We start from the raw sequence: 20,751 nt of genomic DNA on the forward strand, positions 1-20,751 counted from the left end.
GATCTGAGCGTGAACACCCCGATGACCCGCAGGACCCTGATCGGCGGTTCGCTCGCTGCGGCCGCCGGCCTGAGCCTGCCGCTGCCGGCCCAGGCGCACGGCGGCCGGCGGACCGACGAGGCGGCCACCCGGTACGGCAAGGTCCGCGGCCGCCGCGAGGACGGCATCGTCAAGTTCCTCGGCGTGCCCTACGCCACGCCCCCGCTCGGCCGACTGCGCTTCAAGGCCCCGAAGCCGCCGCAGCGGTGGTCCGGCGTCCGCGACACCGTGGGCTTCCCGAACCCGGCGTTCCAGGCGGCCGGCGCCGAGATGGGACCGACCGGCAACGGCCGGATGCCGGCGCCCTCGGAGGACTGCCTGTACCTCAACATCTGGACCCCCGCCGCCGACCATCGGCGCCGGCCGGTGATGTTCTACAACCACGGCGGCGGCTACATGATCGGCTCCGGGTCCGCCACCGGTCAGGACGGCACCCACCTGGCCCAGCTCTACGACGTGGTCGTAGTCGAGTCCAACCATCGCCTGGGCCTGCTCGGCTACCTGTTCCTGGGCGATCTCGCCCGCGGCGACTACGCCGCCAACCAGGGCATGCTGGACATCCTCGCCGCCCTGCGCTGGACCAGCGACAACATCGACAACTTCGGCGGCGACCCGGACAACATCATGGTCTGGGGCGAAAGCGGTGGCGGCGCCAAGACCGCCGCCGTCTACACCATGCCGTCGGCGGCCCGCCTGTTCCACAAGGCTTCCATCGAAAGCGCCGCGCCGCTGCGTTTCCCCACCCGCGACGGCGCCACCGCCCGCGCCGAACGCACACTCTCGCTGCTCGGACTGACCACGGCGGACATCCCCGGGCTGCACGAAATCCCGGCCGCACGCCTGCTCGAGATTCAGCAATCCGAGGCCGCCAACGGCGTCGCACCCTGGGGTGACCCGCCGCCGCTGCCGGGCTTCGGCGCCTTCGTCGACGGCCACATCATCCCGCGCCACCCCTTCGCCGACGGCGCCGCGCCCTGGTCGGCCGGCAAGCCACTGATGGTCGGCACCTGCCGCGACGAAACGGTGTTCTTCAGCCTCTTCGGCCCACCCGACATCTTCCGCATCGACGACGCCGGCCTGCGCAGCGCCCTGAGCGGCACTTATCACGGCGCTGAGCTCGACCGGATCATCGCGACGTTCCGCCGGTCACGGCCCGGCGCCACTCCGGCTCAGCTCTATTTCGCGATCACCACCTCGCCGATCTGGCGCGACGCGATCAAGATCGCCGAGGCCAAGGCGGCGCAGCACGCCGCGCCCGTGTTCATGTACCAGCTCGCCTACCCCGACCCGACGGTGGTGCCCGGCACGAACTTCCCGCTCGGCTCACCGCACGCCTCCGACATCCCACTCAAGTTCGCCAACACCCCCACTGACGCCCGGCCGGGCCAGCGGGCGACCGCGCGGCACATGAGCGCGCTATGGGCAGGCTTCGCCCGTCATGGCCGTCCGACCGCGCCGGGCGTGCCGCGCTGGCCCGCCTATACCCCGGAAGACCGAGCCACGATGTGGATCGACCCCGACAGCAGGATCGTCAAGGACCCCGACCGGATCGAGAGGCTCTTCTGGAACAACCGGGCCTGAACCGAAGCCTCAGCAGTTCCCCCCCGCCGTCACCGCTGCCCGGCGCATCACCGACGTGCTCGTGGAGTCCGCGACCGACGCCGTGATCGGGATACAGAAGGACGACGGTTCCAACGCCCTCATCTACGGCAATCTGGAGTAGGTGGTGGCCGCCGGTTCCGGCTTCACCATTCGCCCGGTGGCGAAGAAGTCGTAGAGCCACGCGACAGGCGCCGGCATCGTGCGCGGCTTTTCCGCCGTGGCCGTGGTCCCGGCCGAACTCCAGGGGCGTTCACGTCGGCGAATCATCAATGAGTGAACGGCCGAGATGGTTCTCCAGTGGGGCGCCGGCGACCAGGGCCAGCCGCATTTTGGTCTCGTCCTCGCTGTCGGTGGCGGCGGTGAGGATGACGATCTTGAGTTCGGCGTCACCGTCGGAGAGCACGTCGCAGTCGACGGCGATCGCGCCGACCGTCGGGTGGTAGATGATCTTCTGGTCCTCACGGTGGGCGGCGACCACGCCGGCCGACCAGAGCTCGGCGAAGCGGCGGCTGCCGCGCTGGAGATCGCCGATGAGGTCGCTGAGGAGACGGTCGTCCGGGAACCGGCCGGTTGCGCGGCGCAGATCGGACACGACGGCGGCCTCGGTCATGTCGCGGGACGACGTGATCACCGGCCATTGCGAAAGGCGTGGGGCGGCGCCGTCGACCGGGAAGGTGTCGCGGGCGAAGTTGCGCAGTGCCGGCGGGACCGTGGACGGGTCGCCGAGCAACGTCGCCCAGCCGCGGTTCCACTGGATCAGCTGCCAATGGGCCGCGAACACGGCGATGGCGGCGGTGTCGCCGAGCCGCCTGAGCAGGCGCTGCAGTCCCGGCGGGAGGTGATCGCTGATCGCGGCCGGCGCGACGATCCCGGCCAGCCGGTAGAGGTGGTCGCGCTCAGCCGCGGACAGTTGCAGCGCCCGCGCCAGGGCGGCGACGACCTGCGCCGACGGGGTGCGGAACCGGCCCTGTTCGAGGCGTACGACGTAATCGACCGAGATGCCGGCCAGGTCAGCGAGCTCCTCACGGCGCAGCCCGGCCGCCCGCCGTGCGCGGCCGCCGGGCAGGCCCAGCTCGGCCGGAGAGAGGCGGTCCCGCCAGGCGCGGATGGTGGTGCCGAGATCCGATGCCATGATGCCGATTATGACCAAGGGCCGGTTGCCGAGGGTGGTAACAGCCTTCCCTGGCTGGGCCGCCGCGGCCGCCGAACCATGGACGAATGACGATCACCTTCATCACCGGGGCCAACAAGGGCCTCGGCTACGAAACCGCCCGCCGCCTCATCGAGCAGGGGCACACCGTCGTGCTGGGAGCCCGCGACTCGGACCGGGGCGCTGAGGCCGCCGACAAGCTGGGCGCCCGATTCGTGCAGATCGACGTGACCGACGACGAGTCGGTCGCCGCGGCCGTCACGGACGTCGAACAGCACGAGGGCCTCGTCGATGTGCTGATCAACAATGCCGGCGTTCAGGGCAGGTTCGGCACGACCGACGTCGCCGACCTGCGCGAGGTCCTCGAGGTGAACGTGATCGGCGTCGTTCGCACGACCGAGGCGTTCCTGCCGCTGCTGAAGCGCTCGACCGCCCCGGTCATCGTCAATGTGAGCAGCGACATGGGCTCGCTCGCCGCCACCCACGACCCGGCGCGGCCCGAGTCGAAGGTCATTTTCCCGGCCTACACCGCGTCGAAGGCGGCACTGACCATGCTGACCACTCAGTACGCCAAGGCCATGCCGGAGATCCGGATCAACGCGGCCGACCCGGGCTACACCGCCACGGATTTCAACAACCACTCCGGCCCCCAGAGCGTCACCGAAGGCACCGACGCTGTTGTCGCACTGGCCACCGAGGGGCCTGGCGCCGGTTCCGGACGGTACGTCAACCGGAACGGCTCAGTCGCGTTCTAGCCACTTCGACTTGGTGCGTGCTATCCGGACGTAATGGCCACGGCTCGTCGCAGGTAGGCGTTGTCGTGGAGTTCGGTGAGCATGAACTCTGCAAGGTCGGCGCGAGAGATCCTGGCGGCGAAGGAGAGCCGGAGGTCGGTTCCGGTGCGGTACTGGCCGGTGCGGGGTCCGTTGGTAAGCATGGGGGCGCGTACCACGGTCCAGTCGGTGTCGCTGTTGTTGACGAGAGCCTCCATCTTTTCCTTGTCCTGGAGAACGGCCCGTTCGAGCAGCCACGATGTGGCGACGTAGGCGGTGCGGTGGCGGCTGTCCGCAACGCCGTAGTTGCTCAGGATGATGAGCCGGCGGGGGCCGTTGTGGGCTGAGGCGGACAGCACTGTGCGGATGCCTTCCGTGCAGGCGTCGGGGCCGCGCCGTCGTTTGCCCAGGGTGCTGACGATCGCGTCGGCGCCCTGCAGCGTCCGGGCTACTGCCGCGGGGTCGCGTACGTCGCCGCCGACGACGCGAACCTGAGCGTGGGGGCGGACCCGGGCCGGGTCGCGGGCGAGCGCGTTGATGTGGTGACCGCTTTGAAGGGCCTGCTCGACCACGACACGGCCGGCGCGGCCGGTGGCACCGAAGATGGCCAGACGCAAGGGAACTCCTCGATCACCTAAACGGCACGCGTGTGCCGTTTAGGTGTTACTGTGCCCGCGTAGCACCGAGAGGTCAACCCTGGAGGCACGTCATGCTGATCGTCGCCGGAACCGGCTACGTCGATCCCGCCCATCGCGACGCCCTGTTGGAGGGCCTCGCGCCGGCCCTGCGCCGGACGCGAACCGCACCCGGATGCCTGGACTACGTGGTGGCGGCCGACCCCATCGAGTCCGGCCGGGTCAACATCTTCGAGCGGTGGGAGTCCGAAGCGGACCTCAACGCCCACCTGTCCGGCAACGCGCAGACCGCGCCGTCCATGGCGCACGTCCGCAGCGTGGAGGTCGTGCGATACGACATCAGCGGCTCCAGCCCTCTCCCAAGCTGACTGGACCGGCGGCTCGAAAGCGGACGAAGCCGCCGGCCCGGCAGGACTTACGATCACAGCGATGCCACCGTCAGACCGAACTCCGGAAACCACCCGCGCCGACGCCTCAACGGCGCCGCCCCGGCCCCAACGCGCCGACGGCCGGCGCAACCAGGCCCGCGTCCTGGAAGAAGCCTTCGCGGCCTTCGCCGCTCACGGCGCCGCAGTTCCGATTCGCGAGATCGCACGCCGCGCCGGCGTCAGTACCGGCACCGTCACCCGGCACTTCCCGACGAAGGAGGCACTCTTCCGGGCGGTCGCACTCCACCGGATCGAACATCTCGTCCGCAGCGCGGAGGACATCGCCGCCCAGGAACCGCCGACAACAGCGTTCTTCACCTTCTTCGCGTTCCTGGTACGCCAGAGCGCAGCCGATCACGCCGTCGGTGACGCCCTCACCGGCGCCGGCTTCGACCTCCGGGCCGCCGCGTCGACCGCCATCCGCGACTTCGGCACGGCCATGACCGGTCTGCTCACCCAGGCGCAGCAGGCCGGAACGGTCCGCGATGATGTCGACACCGCCGATATCAAAGCCCTCATCGCCGGCTGCATCACCCGTGACGACGACGGCGCCGCCCAACAACGCATGATCGAGATCGTCTGCGACGGTCTCCACCCCCGCCCGACCTAGTCGCGGCCATCGTGGCTAACCGGGCTCGCCCATCAATGTCGGCACCCGGCGGTTAGAAAATCTATGTCTGAGCCACTAGACATCCTCGCCGCCGTCGGCTAACTTATTTCTGGTCGAGAACGTGGCAACATCAAAGACGTAGACGAGAACCGCCCGACTGAGGCGAAGGAGCCGGCCCGACAACGCCCCGGCTCAGGCACATCGCGGTTGGATGTGCCCGGTGGGTGCAGGTGACAGTGAAGTTTGGCAGTTCCCGGGGTTGATTGTTCATGTCTCGGGGTGTTTCAGGTGGCGGGGCCGATGTTAGTTCCTGGGCTCCGCGCAGGTAAGAAGAGGGCTCGTCGTACGTGTCCGGGGCCATGAAGTCGCGTGGGTTCCGACACCGGCGGACAGCACGAAGGATGGGAAGTCAGAGGAAAGGGAGGGTCTCACACCATTGGATCGCCCGTTGCCAGCCGCATTTCCGGGCTGGGCGCGGACACCGTAGTTCTCCATCGAACGAGAGGTGGTCTCCGGTCACGCTTACGCGATCCTCGCACCCGAACCCCGAATACCGGGCTGGTGTGGATATGACAATCCGACGTTTCAGTCGGTAGATGGTGTTTAAAGTCCCGTAACCCTTGGGCCCCGGCGCTTCACAGCGCCGGGGCCCTCGTGTTGGGGAGGTGCATGGCACACCCAGCGAGGTGCTCGATGACGGGAACCATCCCGCCCGCACGAGGGACGGGCCGCTGAGACGCCGAGCGGTCAGGCGTCGCAGTTGTCGCCGGCCAGCCGGTCCGAGCGCTGCCGGATGTCGTCCGGCGTGAGGGGTCCAACGGCCCTGACCAACGCGGACCCGCGGGCGCAGACTTTCGGCACGAACACCTGCCGGAGGTACGCGATGAGGACACAGAACCGTGCCGGTGCGGTCGCTCTGCGGGCGTGGAACAGCGTTCCGGCGGGGCGGCTACCACCGCCGTCGGCAGCTGTTGACCGTACGGCCGGCTGATGGTGGGACCGTTCGTCGGCCTGCCGCTGCCGCTGCTCCCGGCGCAGATCCTCTGGATCAACCTGATCACCCACGGCCTGCCCGGCCTCGCCCTGGGCAGCGAACCCGTCGACCCGGACGCCATGCGGCGCCCGCCCCGGCCTCCGTCGGAGACGGTGCTCGGCGCCGGGCTGTGGAAACGCATCATCCGCGTCGGAACGGTCATCGCCGCGGTCACCATCGGCGTCGGAGTCTGGGCGCACGCCACCGATCGGCCGTGGCAGACCCTGACGTTCCTCGCTCTCGGCGCGACCCAGCTCGCCGTCGCTCTCGGATCCCGGGCGCGTCCGGGCACGCGGGCCAACCCGATGCTGTTCGCCGCCGTCGGCGTCGCCCTCATCCTGCAACTTGCCGGCATCTACCTGCCGATCCTGCAGGGACTGCTGGGCACCGAATCACCGGCTCTTGTTGACCTGCTGATCGTCGGTGCGGTATCCAGCCTCGGCTTCGCGGCGATCCGGCTCGACCGCCTCATCCACCCGGCGAAACGGCCGGATCGACGACGCTGACCCGGCGAACCGGAGCGGTGAAGACCAGCGGTCGGCGATCGCGCGATCAGCGCCGGGGCGGGTCGTCACTCGACTGGGCCGTTCCGGTGGGTTTCGGCCTGCTGCTGCTCGCCGCTGACGAGACCCGCAAAGCGTTGGCGCGCGCACGGATGCGGCACGGAGAGTCCCGGTCCGGACGGGCCGTTCGGCACTGACTGTCTCCGCGGGCGCGGCGTTCTACTGAGGTGACAGATGCCGGAGATGCGATGACCCGCGCTGGTGCGAGCCGGCTGAACCCGAACCCCACATCAACCATCCGGAGGTAACCCATGACCGGCCAGGCAACTCGCGAGGACCGGTACATCGTCGTCGGCGTCGACAGCTCACACGGCTCCAAGGCCGCATTGGGCTGGAGGCCCGGCTGACCGGTGCGGCCATCGAAGCAGTCGCCGCCTGGCAGCAGCCGGCGGCCTACGAATACTCCTACGGTGCGGTCCCGTCACCCGGCGACACCATCGCCGCCACCGCCGAGAAGATCCTCACCGAAACCGTCGCGGAGGCCGTCGGAACGGGCGGCCAACCCCACCACGCGCCGTGCCCCGTGATCGTCGTACCGGACAACAAGCCCCGGACCATGCCGTGATCAGGACGGCGCGCGTCTCCGCCCTGATCGCGTCGATGACCGTCGTCGCCGCGGCTGCCGTCTTGCGGAGGCGGCAGTTGCGGTGGGGGCCACCCATGCCGAGACCACCGAACCCTTGGCCGGTGATGAGCTGGTCGCGGAACCGGACCTCACGGCCACCAGGGCGATCACGATCCACGCCGGTGTCGACGCCGTGTGGCCCTGGATCGTGCAGCTCGGCCAGGGGAGGGGCGGCTTCTACAGCCACGACAGCCTGGAGAACCTCATCGGCTGCGACATCCACAGCGCACTGCAGATCAACCCCGACTGGCAACATCTCGACGTTGGTGACGCCGTCCGGCTCGCACCCGAGCTCGCCCTGACGGTCGCCGTCGCCAAACCGCCCCGGACGCTGGTCCTGAAGGGCGGTGCACTGCCCGGGACAACTATCGCCGTTTATCTGGGTCGATGGCTCGACGACGCCCGCAAGCTCGCGGAGCGGATAGCGGCGCAGCCACCGCGGCCGGTGTGGCTGTTCTCCGGCGGACCGATCGGTGACCCGCCCAAGCCGGCCGAGGAACCCGCCGAGATTCGGGACCAAAGACTCTGCGCGTCGGCGGCCACGACGACGAGAGTCAAGGGGATGCCGGATTCTGCGGGGTCGCAGCCTCCGATGCCGGCGCGGTCAAGGTCCTGCTGCACCTATGCCAGGCGTATCTCGAGGGCACGTACAGCGAGGTCTACCCGAAGATCTCGCAGGGACTCGACGGGCTGACTGCCCTCGTCCGGCAGTTCTCCACCCCGGGTGGGGTGCCCAGCCACGTCAGCGTGCAGATGCCCGGCAGCATCCACGAAGGCGGCGAGCTCGGATACGCCCTCGCCCACGCCGCCGGGGCAGCGTTCGACCATCCGGATCTCACCGTGGCCTGCGTCGTCGGGGACGGGGAGGCCGAGACCGGGCCGCTGGCCGGATCGTGGAAGATCCCCGCGTTCCTCAACCCGCGCCGCGACGGAGCGGTCCTGCCGATCCTGCACCTCAACGGTACAAGATCTCCGGGCCCACGGTCCTCGGCCGGGCCGACGACGCCGATGTCATCGGCCTGCTGGCCGCTCAGGGCTGGGACCCGGTCGTGGTGGCCGGCGACGACCCGGCGGTCGTGTTCACCGACCTGCAGCGCGAGCTGTCGGCGGCGCACGCCCGGATCCGCGCCATCCAGCGGCAGGCCCGCACACCGGGGGCGGTCGACGACCACCCGCACGGCTTCAGCGATCAGCAATTCGAGGCCATGTTCACCACTGACACCGACGTGGTGTTCGCGTTCCACGGCTACCCGCGGGCCATCCACGAGCTGCTGCACTGACGGGCGCACCCGGGCCGGTTCCACGTGCGCGGCTTCAACGAACAGGGCACCACCACGACACCGTTCGACATGGTCGTACTGAACCGGATGAGCCGTTACCACCTGGTCCTCGAAGCGCTCCGGCGCTCCCGCCGCGTACCGGAAAAGGGTCTTGATCTGGCCCGGCACTGTTCCGAGATGCTGGACCGGCACCACGACTACATCCGGGAGAACTTCGAGGACATGCCGGAGGTCCGTGACTGGACGTGGACGTCATGATGCGCTGCGGAGCCGGCGTGACCAGGTCGAAGACCTACTCAAGCGAGAGGGTGACGCAACTTGTTGGGTCCGATGGTTTCGTATCCGTGGAAGTGGGCGTTGAGGACCAGTCCGGCCTTGGTGATCAGGGCGTCCTCGGAGAAGGGTTTGTCAAGGAGTGCGACGCCGCGGTCGAGTCTGCCCTGGGAGGCCAGGACGGGTTGGGCGTAGCCAGACATGTAGAGCACTTCGATGTCCGGCTGGAACTCGCGGATGCGTTCGGCGACTTCCTTGCCGAGCATTTTGGGCATGACCACGTCGGTGACGAGCAGGTGGATGTCGCCGTCGTGCCCGGCGGCAAGGGCGAGGGCGTCGGGGCCGTTCGCGGCGGTGAGGACCTTGTAGCCGTTGCGGGTGAGGATCCGTTCGGTGACCTGCCGCAGTGCTTCCTGGTCCTCGACGACGAGGATGGTCTCTCCGGCCGGGGTGCGCCGGTAGGAGTCGGGGTCCTCGAGCGCGGTGGCGGCCTGGTCGGTGATCGGCAGGGTGATGGTAAAAGTGGTCCCGGCGCCGGCTTCGGACTGGATGCCGATGGCGCCCTCGGCCTGGGTGACGATTCCGTACACGGTGGCCAGGCCCAGCCCGGTGCCGCCGTTGTGGCTCTTGGTGGTGAAGAACGGCTCGAAGACGTGGTTGAGCACGTCGGCGGGTATGCCGGTGCCGGTGTCGCTGACCCGCAGCTGCACGTGGTGGCCGGGTCGCGCTGGTGACCCGGCGGCGACCGAGTCGTCGTCGACGACGATATTGGTGGTGTCGATACGCAGGGTGCCGCCGTGGGGCATGGCGTCGCGGGCGTTGATCGCGAGGTTGAGCAGGATCTGTTCGATCTGCCCGGGGTCGGCCAGGATCGGCCACAGGTCCGGGGCCAGGGTGGTGGTCAGCTCCACGTCCTCGCCGAGGGTCCGGCGTAGCAGTTCTTCCACCCGGCTGACGTTGTCGTTGAGGTGTAGCACCTGCGGCCGGATCACGTCCTGGCGGGCGAAGGCGAGGAGTTGGTGGGTCAGTTCGGCGGCGCGTTCGGCGGCCTGTTGGATCTGCCCGACGTCGCGCTGGGTTTGTTGGAGCTGCTCCCATACGGGTGCCGAGGTGAGCTCTTCGGCGACGAAGGCGGCGTAGTTGAGGATCACCGCGAGCAGGTTGTTGAAGTCGTGGGCGACCCCGCCGGCCAGGCGTCCGAGTACCTCCAGACGCTGGGTCTGCTGCATCTGGGCGTCGAGGGTGGCCTGGTCGGTGCGGGCCTGCGGCCCGCGATCGACGGTTTCCGCGGGTGGGTACGCCTCCGCGGGCGGTGTGTCCTGTTCGCGGCACACCAGCACCGCGCCCGCTTGGTCGCCGGCGGTGTCGATGACGGCGGACGCGGTCAGCGATACCGCGATCACGCGGTCGTCTTTGCCGAGCCACGCCGTGTCGTACTGCTCGGTCTGCCCGCCCCGTAACACGCGGCGCAAGATTTCCGCATCACCGGTTCGCCGGTCCGGCGCGACGAGGTCGTCGAGGTGACGGCCGATGATCTGTTCGGCCGGGCGGCCGTACAGTGCTGCCGCCGCCGGGTTGCAACTGTTGACGACATCTGGCGGCGTCACGCCGATGACCGCGTCGTGCGTACACGCCACGATCGCCGCCAGTTCCGTGCGCCCGACGTGGTGCGCCGCCTCAGCAACCTCGACCATGTCGCCCTCCAGAGCCGATATCCAGGACATTGGTTGGGGTGACGGCGTCACCCCAACAACGATCCGGTCGGAGAGCGGCAGGGTCTGGGCATCTGCTCCGGCTATTGATCTTCAGAATACCGCTCCGGCGAACCCTTCTCACGACGTTCGCCAAGCCCGGTCACGCGTGTGGCACATCCTCATCCGGACGCTCATCCGCGCGCACCACGGATCGTCGTGGACGTGCGCCGAACGCAGAGGCTGTGGGGTGCGGGCAGCGGGCCGGGCTCCGGGGCGACCGTCTGGACGTCCGCTATCCCTGGGTGGTGATGGTTTCGGCGGCGTCACGGCGGGGGACGGGCGGCAGGGGGACCCGTGATACGGGATATCCGAGCCGGACGACGAGGTAGGGCTCGCCGAGATCTGACAGCAGGCCGCGGAGCAGCCGGCGGGGCCAGGTCACTTCGACGGCTTCGCTGAGCAGTGCGGTGGCGAGCCCTTCCGCGGTGGCCAGCAACAGCAGCGTGGACATGGCCTCACCGCCGCGCAGGAGATCGGTGGGCTGATCGCCGTTGCCGTACACGATGACGTACGCGGCGCCCTTGTCCACACCGTCGCCGGCGCTCAGGCCGGCGGTGGCGCCAACGGGGGTGAAGTCGCGGACAGCGACTCGTCGTGGCGTGGGCTCCACCGCGGTCGTGGGTGGCACGCCGTCGCCGCGCCACTGAGGACGGTTGGTCCAGCGGTTGAGCTCCGCCCGGTACGTGGGATCGTCGTGTTCGATGCCGGCCGCCCGCTCGGTGGCGATGGCCAGCATCGCCACCTGGTCCTGGGGCACCTCGTGCAGGTAAGCCCCCTCGAATTCGACGAGGCGGCGCAACCGGGTGATCATCGCCTCGGACACCTGTCGGTCGCCGAAGGCACGCCGGTCGGTGCGGCGGCGGGGGATCGCGGCGGCCATCCGCTGCGTCTCGGGATTGGGCGGTACGGCGGCCCCGAGCTGGATGCGAGCCAGCAGTTCAGGGTGAGCCGGGTCGGGCATCCGGTCGACGGTGACGGCGTAGCCGGCTGCCGCCAGCGCGGTACGGGCGTGGTGCAGCGCCGCGCCGCAGCTGATCAGCAGCAACCGTCCGTCGGGGTCGGTGGCGTCGAGCTGCCGCTCCGGGTCCGAGGACAGCTCCAAGATGTCGCCGGTGACACGCCAGTGCCACGGTTGGGTGTTGAACACCGACGGTGCGGGCAGCGATGCGCGCGCGGCGGCTTCGAGGACGGCAGTCGTCTCGGAGCTGGTCAGGCGCTGGGGTGAGGCGGTCACAGGAAACCTCCGGTTTGTCTACTGCTCAGGGTGCGGGGACAGGCCGGCTGTGTTCAGGGCCGAAAGACCCGACTTGGCCACCCGCCGGGTCGCGGGCAGTTGTGACTCCTGCACGTGGTTCAGGAGATGACGGTCTGTGCCGGGTCGCGGCGGGGGGTGGGGCTGCCGGGCTGCCCGTAGCCGATGCGGAGGGCCATCTGCGGTGTGCCGAATCGGCTGCCCAGTGATCGGCTCAGTTGCTCGCGGGCGCCCGTCACTTCGATGGGTTGGGAGATCATCGAAGCGGCGAGGCCGGCATCGGTGACGGTGAGCAGCACCCGCTGCAGGGCCTGGCCGGCGTTGATCTGGTCAGCGGCGGTGTCACCGGTCGAGCCGAGGATCGCGATCAGCGGTTCCGGTTCGAAGTCTCGTCCCGGGGCGCGCGGGCGGTCGCCGTAGGCGCGCTGGGGGAGTAGATCCTGGGGTTCGCCGACCCGGGCGGCCGCGGCGACGGGCACCCCGTCGCCGGAGGCTTCGGTACGGATCCACTCGGACAGTCGCTCCTGGTAGGCGGGGTCGCGGCGCAGCACCCGGTCGGCGCTCCGCGCGATCTCGGCGAAGCCGGTGAGCGCGGTCATCCCGACGAGCAGCTCCAGCCAGGCGCCCTCGGCCCGGGCGGCGTCGACGAGCCGGGCCCGGACGTCGGCCGGGACCGGATCGGGCCAGAACGGTTCCCGGCTGCTGCGCCGTCGGCCGATCGCGGCGAAAAGGTCACTTTCGGGGTACGTCGCGGGCCGCGGCGGTCCCGGTCGCAGGCCGGCGATGACCGTGGGGTCAGCCGGATCGGGCCGTAGCCGTACCTCGGCGGGGCTGCCGTGGGCGAGCAGGGCGAGGCGGGCGTTGAACACCGCGGCGCCGCAGGCGATCCGTACCGCCCAGCCGATCCGGTCGGCCAGGGCCAGGTGATCGCGGGGGTCAGCCATCACCTCGATCGCGCCGTCGTGCAGCCGGAATCGCCAGGGTTGGCTGTTGTGCAGTGACGGCGCCCGGATGCCGGCTGCGGCGGCGATGTGCAGCTCCGCCGGGCCGTAGGACCGTGGTGTCATGGAGGCCACCCCTGTTCACCGCTGCCCTCGTCGGCGACACGGATCATGATTGCGGGAGATCGCGGGTCGTGACGACAACGGCGCGAGTTCTGTCTGTTGACCAGGGTGCCGCTCAGCAGGCGATTGCGTCAGGGCCGAAGGACCCGGGCCGTAGGGTCAGCCGTTCAGGGGAACTCGCCAGTCGACGACGGTGCCGCCGCCCTCGTTGCGGCTCACTTCGAAGGTCCCGCCGAGGTCGCCGGCCCGGTCCAGCAGGTTGACCAGCCCGCCGCGGGCGAGCGTGGCATCAGCGCCGACTCCGTCGTCCTGCACGATGACAGCGATCTGCCCGCCGGCTGCCCGCACCGACACCCGCACGGTGCTCGCGTTGGCGTGCCGGGCCACATTGGACAGGGCTTCGCGTACCACCGCCAGGATCTCCGGGACGATGTCGTCCGGTACGGCGCTGTCCACCGGCCCGGAGGTGTCCAGGACGGGCCGGAACCCGAGCACGCCGGCCGCCGCGTCGACGGTGTCGCGCAACTCGGTGCGCAGGGAGACCCCGATGGGGGTGCGGAGCTCGAAGATCGAGCGGCGGATGTCGCGGATGGTCGCGTCGAGGGCGTCGACCGCGTGGTTGATCCGCTTGGCGACCTCCGGCCGGGTGGTGTGCGGCACGGTGCTCTGCAGCTCCATGCCGGTGGCGAACAGCCGCTGGATGACCACGTCGTGCAGGTCCCGGGCGATCCTCTCCCGGTCCTCCAGCACCACGAGTTGCTCGCGTTCCTCCTGGGCCCGGGCGCGTTCCAGGGCGAGGGCGGCCTGGTCGGCGAAGCTCGACAGCAGCGCCACATCGTCGTTGCGGGCGTCGTGCCCGGCCCCGTGGCCGACGATCAGCACACCGTGCAGGACGTCCGAGCGGCCCAGCGGGGCGACCATGGCCGGCCCGCCGGGCACCGGGACAGGCCACGGTGCCGCCTTGGAGAGGTCGTCGAGCAGCATGCGGTGCGGCGTCGACACCGCGTCGAGGAAGGTCGTGTCGGCCGCGGTCAGGACGGCGCCGAGCAGTCCCGCTGTCACGGTGTCGGGGCCGTCGACCGCCTCGACGGTGAACTGGCCGGCCACGTCGTCGTAGAGCAACACCAGCACCAGGTCGGCATCCGCGACCTCACGGGCGCGGCGGGCGATCAGGCGCAGCGCCTCGGTGCGGCGTACTTTGCCGAGCAGCACCGAGGTGATCTCGGCGGCCGCGGCGAGCCAGCGTTCCCGGCGGGTCGCCAGGGCGAACAGCCGGGCATTGTCGATGGCGACACCCGCGGCCGCGGCGAGCGCGGCGACGATCTCCTCGTCATCGTCGGTGAATTCCGCGGCGCCCTGCTTCTCGGACAGGTACAGGTTGCCGTAGACCTGGTCCCGGATGCGGATCGGAGCGCCGAGGAAGCTGTGCATCGGTGGGTGGTTGGGCGGGAAACCGTACGATCGCGGGTGCTGGGTGATGTCCGGCATGCGGACCGGGTGGGGGTCGGTGATCAGCAGACCGAGGACCCCGCGGCCGCGCGGCAGGTCACCGATCGCCGCATGCAGCTCGGGGTCGATGCCATGGGTGATGAAATCGGACAGCTGACGGTCGGACCCGACGATCCCCAGAGCCGCGTACCGGGCGCCGGCGAGCTCACACGCCGCGGCGACGATCCGCTGCAGCACGGTCCGCAGGTCGAGGTCGCCGCCGATGCCGACCACGGCGTCCAGCAGTGCACGGAGTCGTTCGCGGCTGGCCACGACCTCACCGACGCGGTCCAGCATCTCGCGCAGGAGCTCATCGAGGCGGACCCGCGACAGCGGGCTCAGACCGAGCGACGGCGCATCGCGGTGCTGCTCGCCCAGCTCACCGGCCATGCACTCATGCTATCGGTCGTAGCCGCCGGTGCCCGTTTCTGATTGACAGGACCTTCGGCCCTACGTCGACGTCCGGACCGGCGGTAAGAATGAGCAATGATCCGTGTCTTCCTGCTCGACGACCACGAGGTCGTCCGCCGCGGCCTGACCGACCTGCTGCACGCCGCCGGAGACATTGAGGTCATCGGCGAGTCCGGCTCGGCGCAGGAGGCCACCCGGCGGATCCCCGCGCTGCGGCCGGACGTCGCTGTGCTCGACGCGCGGCTGCCTGACGGCAACGGCATCGACGTGTGCCGCGACGTCCGCGCGGTCGACTCCACGATCAAGGGCCTGATCCTGACCTCGTACGAGGACGACGAGGCCCTGTTCGCCGCGATCATGGCCGGCGCCTCCGGGTACGTCCTCAAGCAGATCCGCGGCAACGACCTCGTCGACGCCGTCCGCCGGGTGGCGGCCGGGCAGTCCCTGCTCGATCCGGCCGTGACCCAGCGGGTCCTCGAACGCATCCGCAACGGCGTCGAGCAGCCCCGCGAGCTGGCCTCCCTCACCGATCAGGAACGCAGGATCCTCGAGTACGTCGCCGAGGGCCTGACCAACCGTGAGATCGCCGCGAAGATGTTCCTGGCGGAGAAGACAGTGAAGAACTACGTCTCCAGCCTGCTGGCCAAACTCGGCCTGGAACGGCGTACCCAGGCCGCGGTCCTGGCCACCCGGTTGATCGCCGAGCACCCCCGCTCCGCAGGCACGGCGGGACTTTAGTCCCGTCGAGTCGGGTCGGGCAGCCCGGGCGTCGGAGGGGTTACGGGGACGAGAGTCCTGGGTGTCAACCGCTAGAAGGAGCCCTCATGAGCGTTCAGAAGATCAACCCCCCTGCATCGCACGCCTTGGAGCATGTCGAGGCGCCGGGGGCGATGCTGACGACCGGCGCCGCGAAGGCTCTGGCGGTTCTGCGGATCTCTCTCGGTTTCGTATTCCTGTGGGCGTTCCTCGACAAGACGTTCGGGCTCGGCTTCTCGACCCCGTCGGAGCGGGCCTGGATCAACGGTGGCTCGCCGACCAAGGGTTTCCTGTCCTCGGTCGACGTCGGTCCGTTCCAGTCGATGTTCCACACGATGGCCGGCACCTGGTACGCCAACGGCCTGTTCATGCTCTCCATGCTCGCCATCGGGGTCGCCCTGATCGCCGGGATCGGCCTGCGGATCGCCGCCGGCGCCGGAGTGCTCGTCATGGCCCTGATGTGGCTCGCCGAGTTCCCGCTCGACCGCACCACCGCCGACGGCAAGCCCTCCGGATCGTCCAACCCGATCACCGACTACCACTTCGTGTACGGCGTCGGCCTGGTCGTGATCGCCCTGACCTACGCCGGGCACACCTGGGGCCTCGGTCGCCGGTGGGCGCAGCTGCCCATCGTCCAGAAGAACCGCTGGCTGATCTGACCAACGCGCCATGGCCGGCTTCTTCCCGCGGGAAGGAGCCGGCGAACGGCTGAGTGTCTGCTGTCCCTGGTGGCCCTCGGATTCCGGTCGTCTTCCCGGCCCCGCTGATGAGCACCATCGGCGAACTCGGCTCATTCCTCGCCCGGGAGAACGCCGCCGCGCCCGCTCAGCCGTAGGTCACGACGCGGACGCCGCCGCCGTCGCGTTTGGCCGCGTACATCGCGGCGTCGGCGGAGCGCAGCAGATCGCTGATCACCTGATCGATGCTGCCGTCGGCCGCCGTCGCCGGCGCGGACAGCATCAGGATCCCGATCGACGCCCCGATCGTGACCGCACCCCCGTCGACGGCGATCGGCTCGGCGATCGACCGCTCGATCCGGGCGGCGAGCGACGACGTGGTTTCGTCCTCCAGTCCGGGACAGAGCACCACGAACTCGTCCCCGCCGAGGCGAGCCACCGTGTCCGACTCGCGCACCGAGGTGCTGAGCCGGGCGGCGACGGTCTGCAGGACCAGGTCGCCGCTGTGATGGCCACGCTGGTCGTTGATCGCCTTGAAGCCGTCGAGGTCGATGAAGAACAGCGCGGAACGGGTACGCAGGGCACCCCGGAGGTCGTCCATCAGGCGGGCCCGATTGGCGATGCCCGTCAGCTGGTCGTGCGTCACCTCGTGGCGCAGGGCACGCTCGGTCCGTTCCAGCGCGGTCACGGAGCGGCGCAGGCGCGCGAGGATGAGAGCGATCATGACCAGCAGCGCCAGCGCGGCCGGTACGGCGTCCCAGCCGTCACGTGGCATGACGAAGACACTCAGGCTCACCCCGGACAGGGCCGCCCCGAGCAGAATCATCCGCCAGCCCGTCATGCTGACGGCGAGCGTCGTACGGGGCACGGCGGGGGACACGGCGTCCCGGCTCGGGTGCAGTGCCGCGGCGGTCAGCACCGCGTTGACCACGAGGTAGCCGGGGTGGTGCCAGAAGGCGTCCAGCCCGGCCGCCACCATCGGCAGCACGGCGTATACCACGTCGAGGACCAAGGTCAGGCCGAAACCGAGCAGGGCAAGGCGCTCCGCGGCGGACAGCGCCCCCGGAGCGAGCACCAGGGTGAGCCCGAGCGCCAGAATGACCACGTCGCCCAGCGGGAAGGAGAACGCGGCGATCAGCGCCCACCGGTTCCCGGGCGGCGTCGCCGCCAGCGCGGGCCTGATCAGTGCGTACCAGGCGAGGACCGTCGCCGCGGCGGTCACCACCGCCACATCCTGGAGGACGGCGCGACGGACGGCCCTCGGCAGCCCGCGCCGCTCGATGAAGCGCATGGTGGCAACGGTGACCGGGAGGTAGAAGAACAGCCAGAAGAACTGCGCCACGTCGGCCGCCACCGGCACGACGTCCAGCAGCACACCGGTCTGGAAAATGGCCGCTCCGGCCACCGCGCAGCCGACCGCGGCGATCCAGGGCGTCCAGACGCGGCGCCGGCCGGGCCCGAGTGAGCGGGCGGCGGCAACAAGCCCGGCGGCGAGCACAGCCAGGCCCGCGAGCATCGCCACCGGCGCCGCCCGGCCGGACGGCGTCGCGGCGACCCCGCCTGCGATCACGCAGACGGCGATCACGGTCCGCCATGCCACCGGCCCGGGCTGCCTCATGTCCCCTCTATCGACAGCATCATCGCGGCACCTGAGCCCCTCGCCGAACTACCCGGAGTCGTTCCTCACCGCCGGCGGGCGCCCGTCGCGCGACCTGAGGCGCCGGCCGGCGCCACTTCGCGGCGGCGTTCCGTACGGAAATGGGTGTCTCGCCTGTCGCCTTTCGCAAGTTGCGGCGAGAAGCGCGCAATAAATCGCGCCTCCACCCACCACCACCTGGGCAAGTTGCGCATCGTCAGATCAACTTCGAACGACCTGCGGAGATCATTGTGAGCAGCAGGACCATCATCATCACCGGGGCGTCGAGCGGGTTCGGCGCCATGAGCGCGCGCGCCCTGGTCGACGCCGGCCATCGGGTGTTCGGCGGCATGCGCGACATCGAGGGACGCAACAAGCAGGCCGCGGCCGACTTCGAGGGGTACGCGCCGAACGCCGTCAGCCTCGAGATGGACGTGTCCGACCAGCATTCGGTGGATGCCGCCGTCGAGCGCGTGCTGCGCGAGGCGGGTCGCATCGACGTCGTCGTGCACAACGCCGGCCACATGACCCTCGGCCCGGTCGAGGCGTTCACGGTCGAGCAGATCGCCGCCGTCTACGACACCAACGTGCTGTCCACCCAGCGGGTCAACCGGGCGGTCCTGCCGCACCTGCGCGGCCAGGGCGACGGCCTGCTGGTCTGGGTCGGCTCGTCCAGCGCCCGCGGCGGCACCCCGCCCTACCTGGGACCTTACTTCGCCGCGAAGGCCGCCGAGGACGCCCTCGCGGTCAGCATCGCGGCGGAGGTCGCCCGCTTCGGGATCGACACCACGATCGTGGTTCCCGGTTCGTTCACCACGGGTACCAACCACTACGCCCACGCCGGCCACCCGGAGGACACCGCGGTCGTGGAGTCCTACCAGGAGAGGTACGCCGGCGTGATGGACGACCTGCTCGGCAAGCAGGCGCGGCTCTCACCCGACGACGCCGACCCGCAGGAGGTGGCAAGGGAGATCGTGCGGGTCGTCGACCTGCCGCGGGGCCGGCGGCCGTTCCGGGTCTACATCGACCCGGCCCAGGACGGCGCCGAGGAGGTTTTCCGTATGGGCGACCGCGTGCGGCGCGAGTTCTATCGGACCGTGGGCTACGAGGACCTGCTCGGGCCCGGCGCCTGAATTCCTGACCCTGTCTGTTCCCGATCATGAAAGGCACCCACATGACCAAGCTCGCCCTGATCACCGGCGGCAACCGCGGCCTCGGCCGGGCCACCGCGGTCAAGCTCCTCGACGCCGGCTTCCAGGTCATCTACACCTACCGCGACAACCCGGGTGAGAAGATCGACGCGGTGGCGCTGCCGCTGACCGTCGGCGACCTGGAGTCGTACGACGGCTTCGTGACCGAGTTGCGTACCGTGCTGCGCGAGCAGTTCGGCCGCGAGGACTTCGACATCCTGATCAACAACGCCGGGGTCGGGCTGGGCTCGACGATCGCGGACGCCACGGTCGAAGACTTCGACCGGATGATGAACGTACACCTGCGCGGCATGGTGTTCCTGACCCAGAAGCTGCTGCCGCTGGTCGCCGACGGCGGCAAGATCGTCAACCTCTCCACCGGCCTGGCCCGGTTCACCGGCGAGGGGCTCTACGCGATCTACGGCGCCCTGAAGAGCGCGGTCGAAACCTTCACCCGGTACCTCGCCCGCGAGGTCGGCCCGCGCGGGATCACCGCGAACACGATCGCGCCCGGCGCCACCGCGACCGAGTTCGGCGGCGGCGGTCTGCAGGACGAGAACGTTCAGAAGCACCTGGCCGCGGCCAACGTGATGGGCCGGATGGGGCAGCCCGAGGACATCGCCGGCGCGATCGTCGCGCTGGTCGGCGAGGGCACCCAGTGGATCACCGCGCAGCGCATCGAGGTCTCCGGCGGCATGCTCATCTGAACCACCCGCCGCCGAAGCCGCGGCCGGGTGCCCCACCCGGCTGCGGCTTACCCGCCGCCAGGATCGCTCGGTGCCTCAGGTGGCCCGGTGGAGGTCGCCCCGGGTGACGCGGAGTTCGACGACGCCCGGGTCGCCCTCGACGGTCTTGCTGATCTGGTCCCCGCCACTGTAGGTGTCGTTGGACAGGAAGCCGGTGCCGTCGATCCGGATGTAACCGGCGCCCATCAGCTCCTCGGCCAGGCCGGCGACCACGTCCGGCCGCACGTCGGTGCCGGGCATCTGCACGGCGGTGACGGTCCCGGCCTCGTCGCCGTCCCGGTCGACGACGGTCATTCCCACGTTCACCGTCGCGATGGGCAACGGCTCGGTCGGCGTCTCAGGATGCATGTCCTGGCGAGTGCCCCGGGCGCCGCTCACGAAACCCGCCGTTGTCGGCATGTCGCACGCGGTCGGCCTGATGCCCGTCGCGCCGGACCACCTCGACGCGCCAGCGGCCGTCCGGCGTGGCGAGGGCACCGGTCAGGTCCGGCGGGGTGTCCGCTGGAGGCGGGGCCGCGCGTCGCGCCGCGCCGGGGGAGTGGTCCGGACGGAGCCCCCGGCCACGATGCGTGCCGCAGCCGGCCGTCGGGTGTCCTTAACCGGACTACCGCCGAGTGAGCCAAGTGCCGTCACTCCGCGTGACCCTGTCGCGCCGGGTCAGCATCCGGATTTGCCGATGAGAGGGTGTCCACTAGCACGCCGGTCGACCGTGGAGTCAACCCCGTTGATCCCGAGGGATGTGGAGTTTTTCCAGAGCTCGCCGAAC

General features: G+C 70.0%; 18 protein-coding genes and 2 pseudogenes. 12 read left to right on the plus strand and 8 right to left on the minus strand.

The genetic code is table 11. The features are described 5' to 3' along the window. Nucleotides 1-9: 9 nt before the first annotated feature. Nucleotides 10-1,620 carry a carboxylesterase family protein gene (locus AB0O15_RS41450; RefSeq protein WP_364331366.1) on the plus strand — a complete coding sequence of 537 codons (1,611 nt, stop codon included), beginning with the start codon at nt 10-12 and terminating at the stop codon, nt 1,618-1,620. 271 nt (nt 1,621-1,891) lie between these two features. On the opposite strand, the gene AB0O15_RS41455 is transcribed toward AB0O15_RS41450, so the two are convergent. After that, complete coding sequence (locus AB0O15_RS41455) at nt 1,892-2,773, minus strand: helix-turn-helix transcriptional regulator (RefSeq protein ID WP_364331369.1); 882 nt, start codon at nt 2,771-2,773, stop codon at nt 1,892-1,894. An 86-nt stretch (nt 2,774-2,859) separates the two neighbouring features. Here AB0O15_RS41455 and AB0O15_RS41460 point away from each other — a divergent pair, with 86 nt between their 5' ends. After that, nucleotides 2,860-3,546, plus strand: a complete 687-nt coding sequence (locus tag AB0O15_RS41460; RefSeq protein ID WP_364331372.1) for an SDR family NAD(P)-dependent oxidoreductase — start codon at nt 2,860-2,862, stop codon at nt 3,544-3,546. A gap of 20 nt (nt 3,547-3,566) precedes the next feature. Here the strand turns inward: AB0O15_RS41460 and AB0O15_RS41465 are convergent, their stop codons facing one another. Continuing rightward, entirely contained in the window at nt 3,567-4,181 is a 615-nt protein-coding gene (locus AB0O15_RS41465; protein WP_364331375.1) for an NAD(P)H-binding protein, read from the minus strand. 92 nt (nt 4,182-4,273) lie between these two features. On the opposite strand from AB0O15_RS41465, the gene AB0O15_RS41470 reads away from it, so the two are divergent. From AB0O15_RS41470 to AB0O15_RS41495, 6 genes and pseudogenes are all read left to right on the plus strand, one after another. Next, nucleotides 4,274-4,567 (plus strand): putative quinol monooxygenase, encoded by a 294-nt coding sequence (locus tag AB0O15_RS41470; protein ID WP_364331378.1) that lies wholly within the window; start codon nt 4,274-4,276, stop codon nt 4,565-4,567. A gap of 61 nt (nt 4,568-4,628) precedes the next feature. After that, nucleotides 4,629-5,237 carry a helix-turn-helix domain-containing protein gene (locus tag AB0O15_RS41475; protein WP_364331380.1) on the plus strand — a complete coding sequence of 203 codons (609 nt, stop codon included), beginning with the start codon at nt 4,629-4,631 and terminating at the stop codon, nt 5,235-5,237. Between the two features lie 990 nt (nt 5,238-6,227). Continuing rightward, a complete protein-coding gene (locus AB0O15_RS41480; protein ID WP_364331383.1) occupies nt 6,228-6,776 on the plus strand; it encodes a cation-translocating P-type ATPase C-terminal domain-containing protein in 549 nt (182 codons plus the stop codon). Between the two features lie 704 nt (nt 6,777-7,480). Next, nucleotides 7,481-8,152: a hypothetical protein gene (locus AB0O15_RS41485; protein WP_364331385.1), complete on the plus strand. Its 672-nt coding sequence runs from the start codon at nt 7,481-7,483 to the stop codon at nt 8,150-8,152. Then, a pseudogene (locus tag AB0O15_RS41490) lies at nt 8,092-8,624 on the plus strand (phosphoketolase); the annotation flags it as partial. The gene AB0O15_RS41485 and the pseudogene AB0O15_RS41490, both read left to right, overlap by 61 nt. Before the next feature lie 57 nt (nt 8,625-8,681). Beyond that, nucleotides 8,682-8,996, plus strand: a pseudogene (locus tag AB0O15_RS41495) (phosphoketolase); the annotation flags it as partial. A gap of 38 nt (nt 8,997-9,034) precedes the next feature. On the opposite strand, the gene AB0O15_RS41500 reads toward AB0O15_RS41495, so the two are convergent. From AB0O15_RS41500 to AB0O15_RS41515, 4 genes are all read right to left on the minus strand, one after another. Continuing rightward, nucleotides 9,035-10,705 carry an ATP-binding protein gene (locus tag AB0O15_RS41500; protein ID WP_364331388.1) on the minus strand — a complete coding sequence of 557 codons (1,671 nt, stop codon included), beginning with the start codon at nt 10,703-10,705 and terminating at the stop codon, nt 9,035-9,037. 292 nt (nt 10,706-10,997) lie between these two features. Next, the gene (locus AB0O15_RS41505; protein ID WP_364331391.1) at nt 10,998-11,999 is read right to left on the minus strand and encodes a nitroreductase; all 1,002 of its coding nucleotides are present in this window, start codon (nt 11,997-11,999) and stop codon (nt 10,998-11,000) included. Nucleotides 12,000-12,118: 119 nt separating this feature from the next. Beyond that, nucleotides 12,119-13,084 carry a nitroreductase family protein gene (locus AB0O15_RS41510; protein ID WP_364331394.1) on the minus strand — a complete coding sequence of 322 codons (966 nt, stop codon included), beginning with the start codon at nt 13,082-13,084 and terminating at the stop codon, nt 12,119-12,121. A 156-nt stretch (nt 13,085-13,240) separates the two neighbouring features. Next, nucleotides 13,241-14,959: a GAF domain-containing sensor histidine kinase gene (locus AB0O15_RS41515; protein ID WP_364331397.1), complete on the minus strand. Its 1,719-nt coding sequence runs from the start codon at nt 14,957-14,959 to the stop codon at nt 13,241-13,243. A gap of 96 nt (nt 14,960-15,055) precedes the next feature. Here AB0O15_RS41515 and AB0O15_RS41520 point away from each other — a divergent pair, with 96 nt between their 5' ends. Both AB0O15_RS41520 and AB0O15_RS41525 read left to right on the plus strand, forming a co-directional pair. Beyond that, a complete protein-coding gene (locus tag AB0O15_RS41520) occupies nt 15,056-15,718 on the plus strand; it encodes a response regulator transcription factor (RefSeq protein WP_364331400.1) in 663 nt (220 codons plus the stop codon). 86 nt (nt 15,719-15,804) lie between these two features. Further along, nucleotides 15,805-16,395: a hypothetical protein gene (locus AB0O15_RS41525; RefSeq protein WP_364331403.1), complete on the plus strand. Its 591-nt coding sequence runs from the start codon at nt 15,805-15,807 to the stop codon at nt 16,393-16,395. A gap of 166 nt (nt 16,396-16,561) precedes the next feature. Here the strand turns inward: AB0O15_RS41525 and AB0O15_RS41530 are convergent, their stop codons facing one another. Then, nucleotides 16,562-18,031, minus strand: coding sequence for a GGDEF domain-containing protein (locus AB0O15_RS41530; RefSeq protein WP_364331406.1), 1,470 nt, complete (start codon nt 18,029-18,031; stop codon nt 16,562-16,564). A 269-nt stretch (nt 18,032-18,300) separates the two neighbouring features. Here AB0O15_RS41530 and AB0O15_RS41535 point away from each other — a divergent pair, with 269 nt between their 5' ends. Both AB0O15_RS41535 and AB0O15_RS41540 read left to right on the plus strand, forming a co-directional pair. Next, nucleotides 18,301-19,182, plus strand: coding sequence for an SDR family oxidoreductase (locus AB0O15_RS41535; protein ID WP_364331408.1), 882 nt, complete (start codon nt 18,301-18,303; stop codon nt 19,180-19,182). 41 nt (nt 19,183-19,223) lie between these two features. Next, nucleotides 19,224-19,946, plus strand: coding sequence for an SDR family oxidoreductase (locus AB0O15_RS41540; RefSeq protein ID WP_364331411.1), 723 nt, complete (start codon nt 19,224-19,226; stop codon nt 19,944-19,946). Between the two features lie 75 nt (nt 19,947-20,021). Here the strand turns inward: AB0O15_RS41540 and AB0O15_RS41545 are convergent, their stop codons facing one another. Then, nucleotides 20,022-20,333 (minus strand): hypothetical protein, encoded by a 312-nt coding sequence (locus tag AB0O15_RS41545; protein WP_364331414.1) that lies wholly within the window; start codon nt 20,331-20,333, stop codon nt 20,022-20,024. Nucleotides 20,334-20,751 lie beyond the last annotated feature (418 nt).

This window comes from Actinoplanes sp. NPDC089786 (assembly GCF_040684855.1).
Classification (GTDB): domain Bacteria; phylum Actinomycetota; class Actinomycetes; order Mycobacteriales; family Micromonosporaceae; genus Actinoplanes.

Bases quoted from the DNA above. Each gene is read 5' to 3' on its own strand.
- AB0O15_RS41455 (WP_364331369.1), bottom strand. From the start codon at position 2,773: ATGGCATCGGATCTCGGCACCACCATCCGCGCCTGGCGGGACCGCCTC.
- AB0O15_RS41460 (WP_364331372.1), top strand. From the start codon at position 2,860: ATGACGATCACCTTCATCACCGGGGCCAACAAGGGCCTCGGCTACGAA.
- AB0O15_RS41470 (WP_364331378.1), top strand. From the start codon at position 4,274: ATGCTGATCGTCGCCGGAACCGGCTACGTCGATCCCGCCCATCGCGAC.
- AB0O15_RS41475 (WP_364331380.1), top strand. From the start codon at position 4,629: ATGCCACCGTCAGACCGAACTCCGGAAACCACCCGCGCCGACGCCTCA.
- AB0O15_RS41480 (WP_364331383.1), top strand. From the start codon at position 6,228: ATGGTGGGACCGTTCGTCGGCCTGCCGCTGCCGCTGCTCCCGGCGCAG.
- AB0O15_RS41500 (WP_364331388.1), bottom strand. From the start codon at position 10,705: ATGGTCGAGGTTGCTGAGGCGGCGCACCACGTCGGGCGCACGGAACTG.
- AB0O15_RS41510 (WP_364331394.1), bottom strand. From the start codon at position 13,084: ATGACACCACGGTCCTACGGCCCGGCGGAGCTGCACATCGCCGCCGCA.
- AB0O15_RS41515 (WP_364331397.1), bottom strand. From the start codon at position 14,959: ATGGCCGGTGAGCTGGGCGAGCAGCACCGCGATGCGCCGTCGCTCGGT.
- AB0O15_RS41520 (WP_364331400.1), top strand. From the start codon at position 15,056: ATGATCCGTGTCTTCCTGCTCGACGACCACGAGGTCGTCCGCCGCGGC.
- AB0O15_RS41525 (WP_364331403.1), top strand. From the start codon at position 15,805: ATGAGCGTTCAGAAGATCAACCCCCCTGCATCGCACGCCTTGGAGCAT.
- AB0O15_RS41530 (WP_364331406.1), bottom strand. From the start codon at position 18,031: ATGAGGCAGCCCGGGCCGGTGGCATGGCGGACCGTGATCGCCGTCTGC.
- AB0O15_RS41540 (WP_364331411.1), top strand. From the start codon at position 19,224: ATGACCAAGCTCGCCCTGATCACCGGCGGCAACCGCGGCCTCGGCCGG.
- AB0O15_RS41545 (WP_364331414.1), bottom strand. From the start codon at position 20,333: ATGCATCCTGAGACGCCGACCGAGCCGTTGCCCATCGCGACGGTGAAC.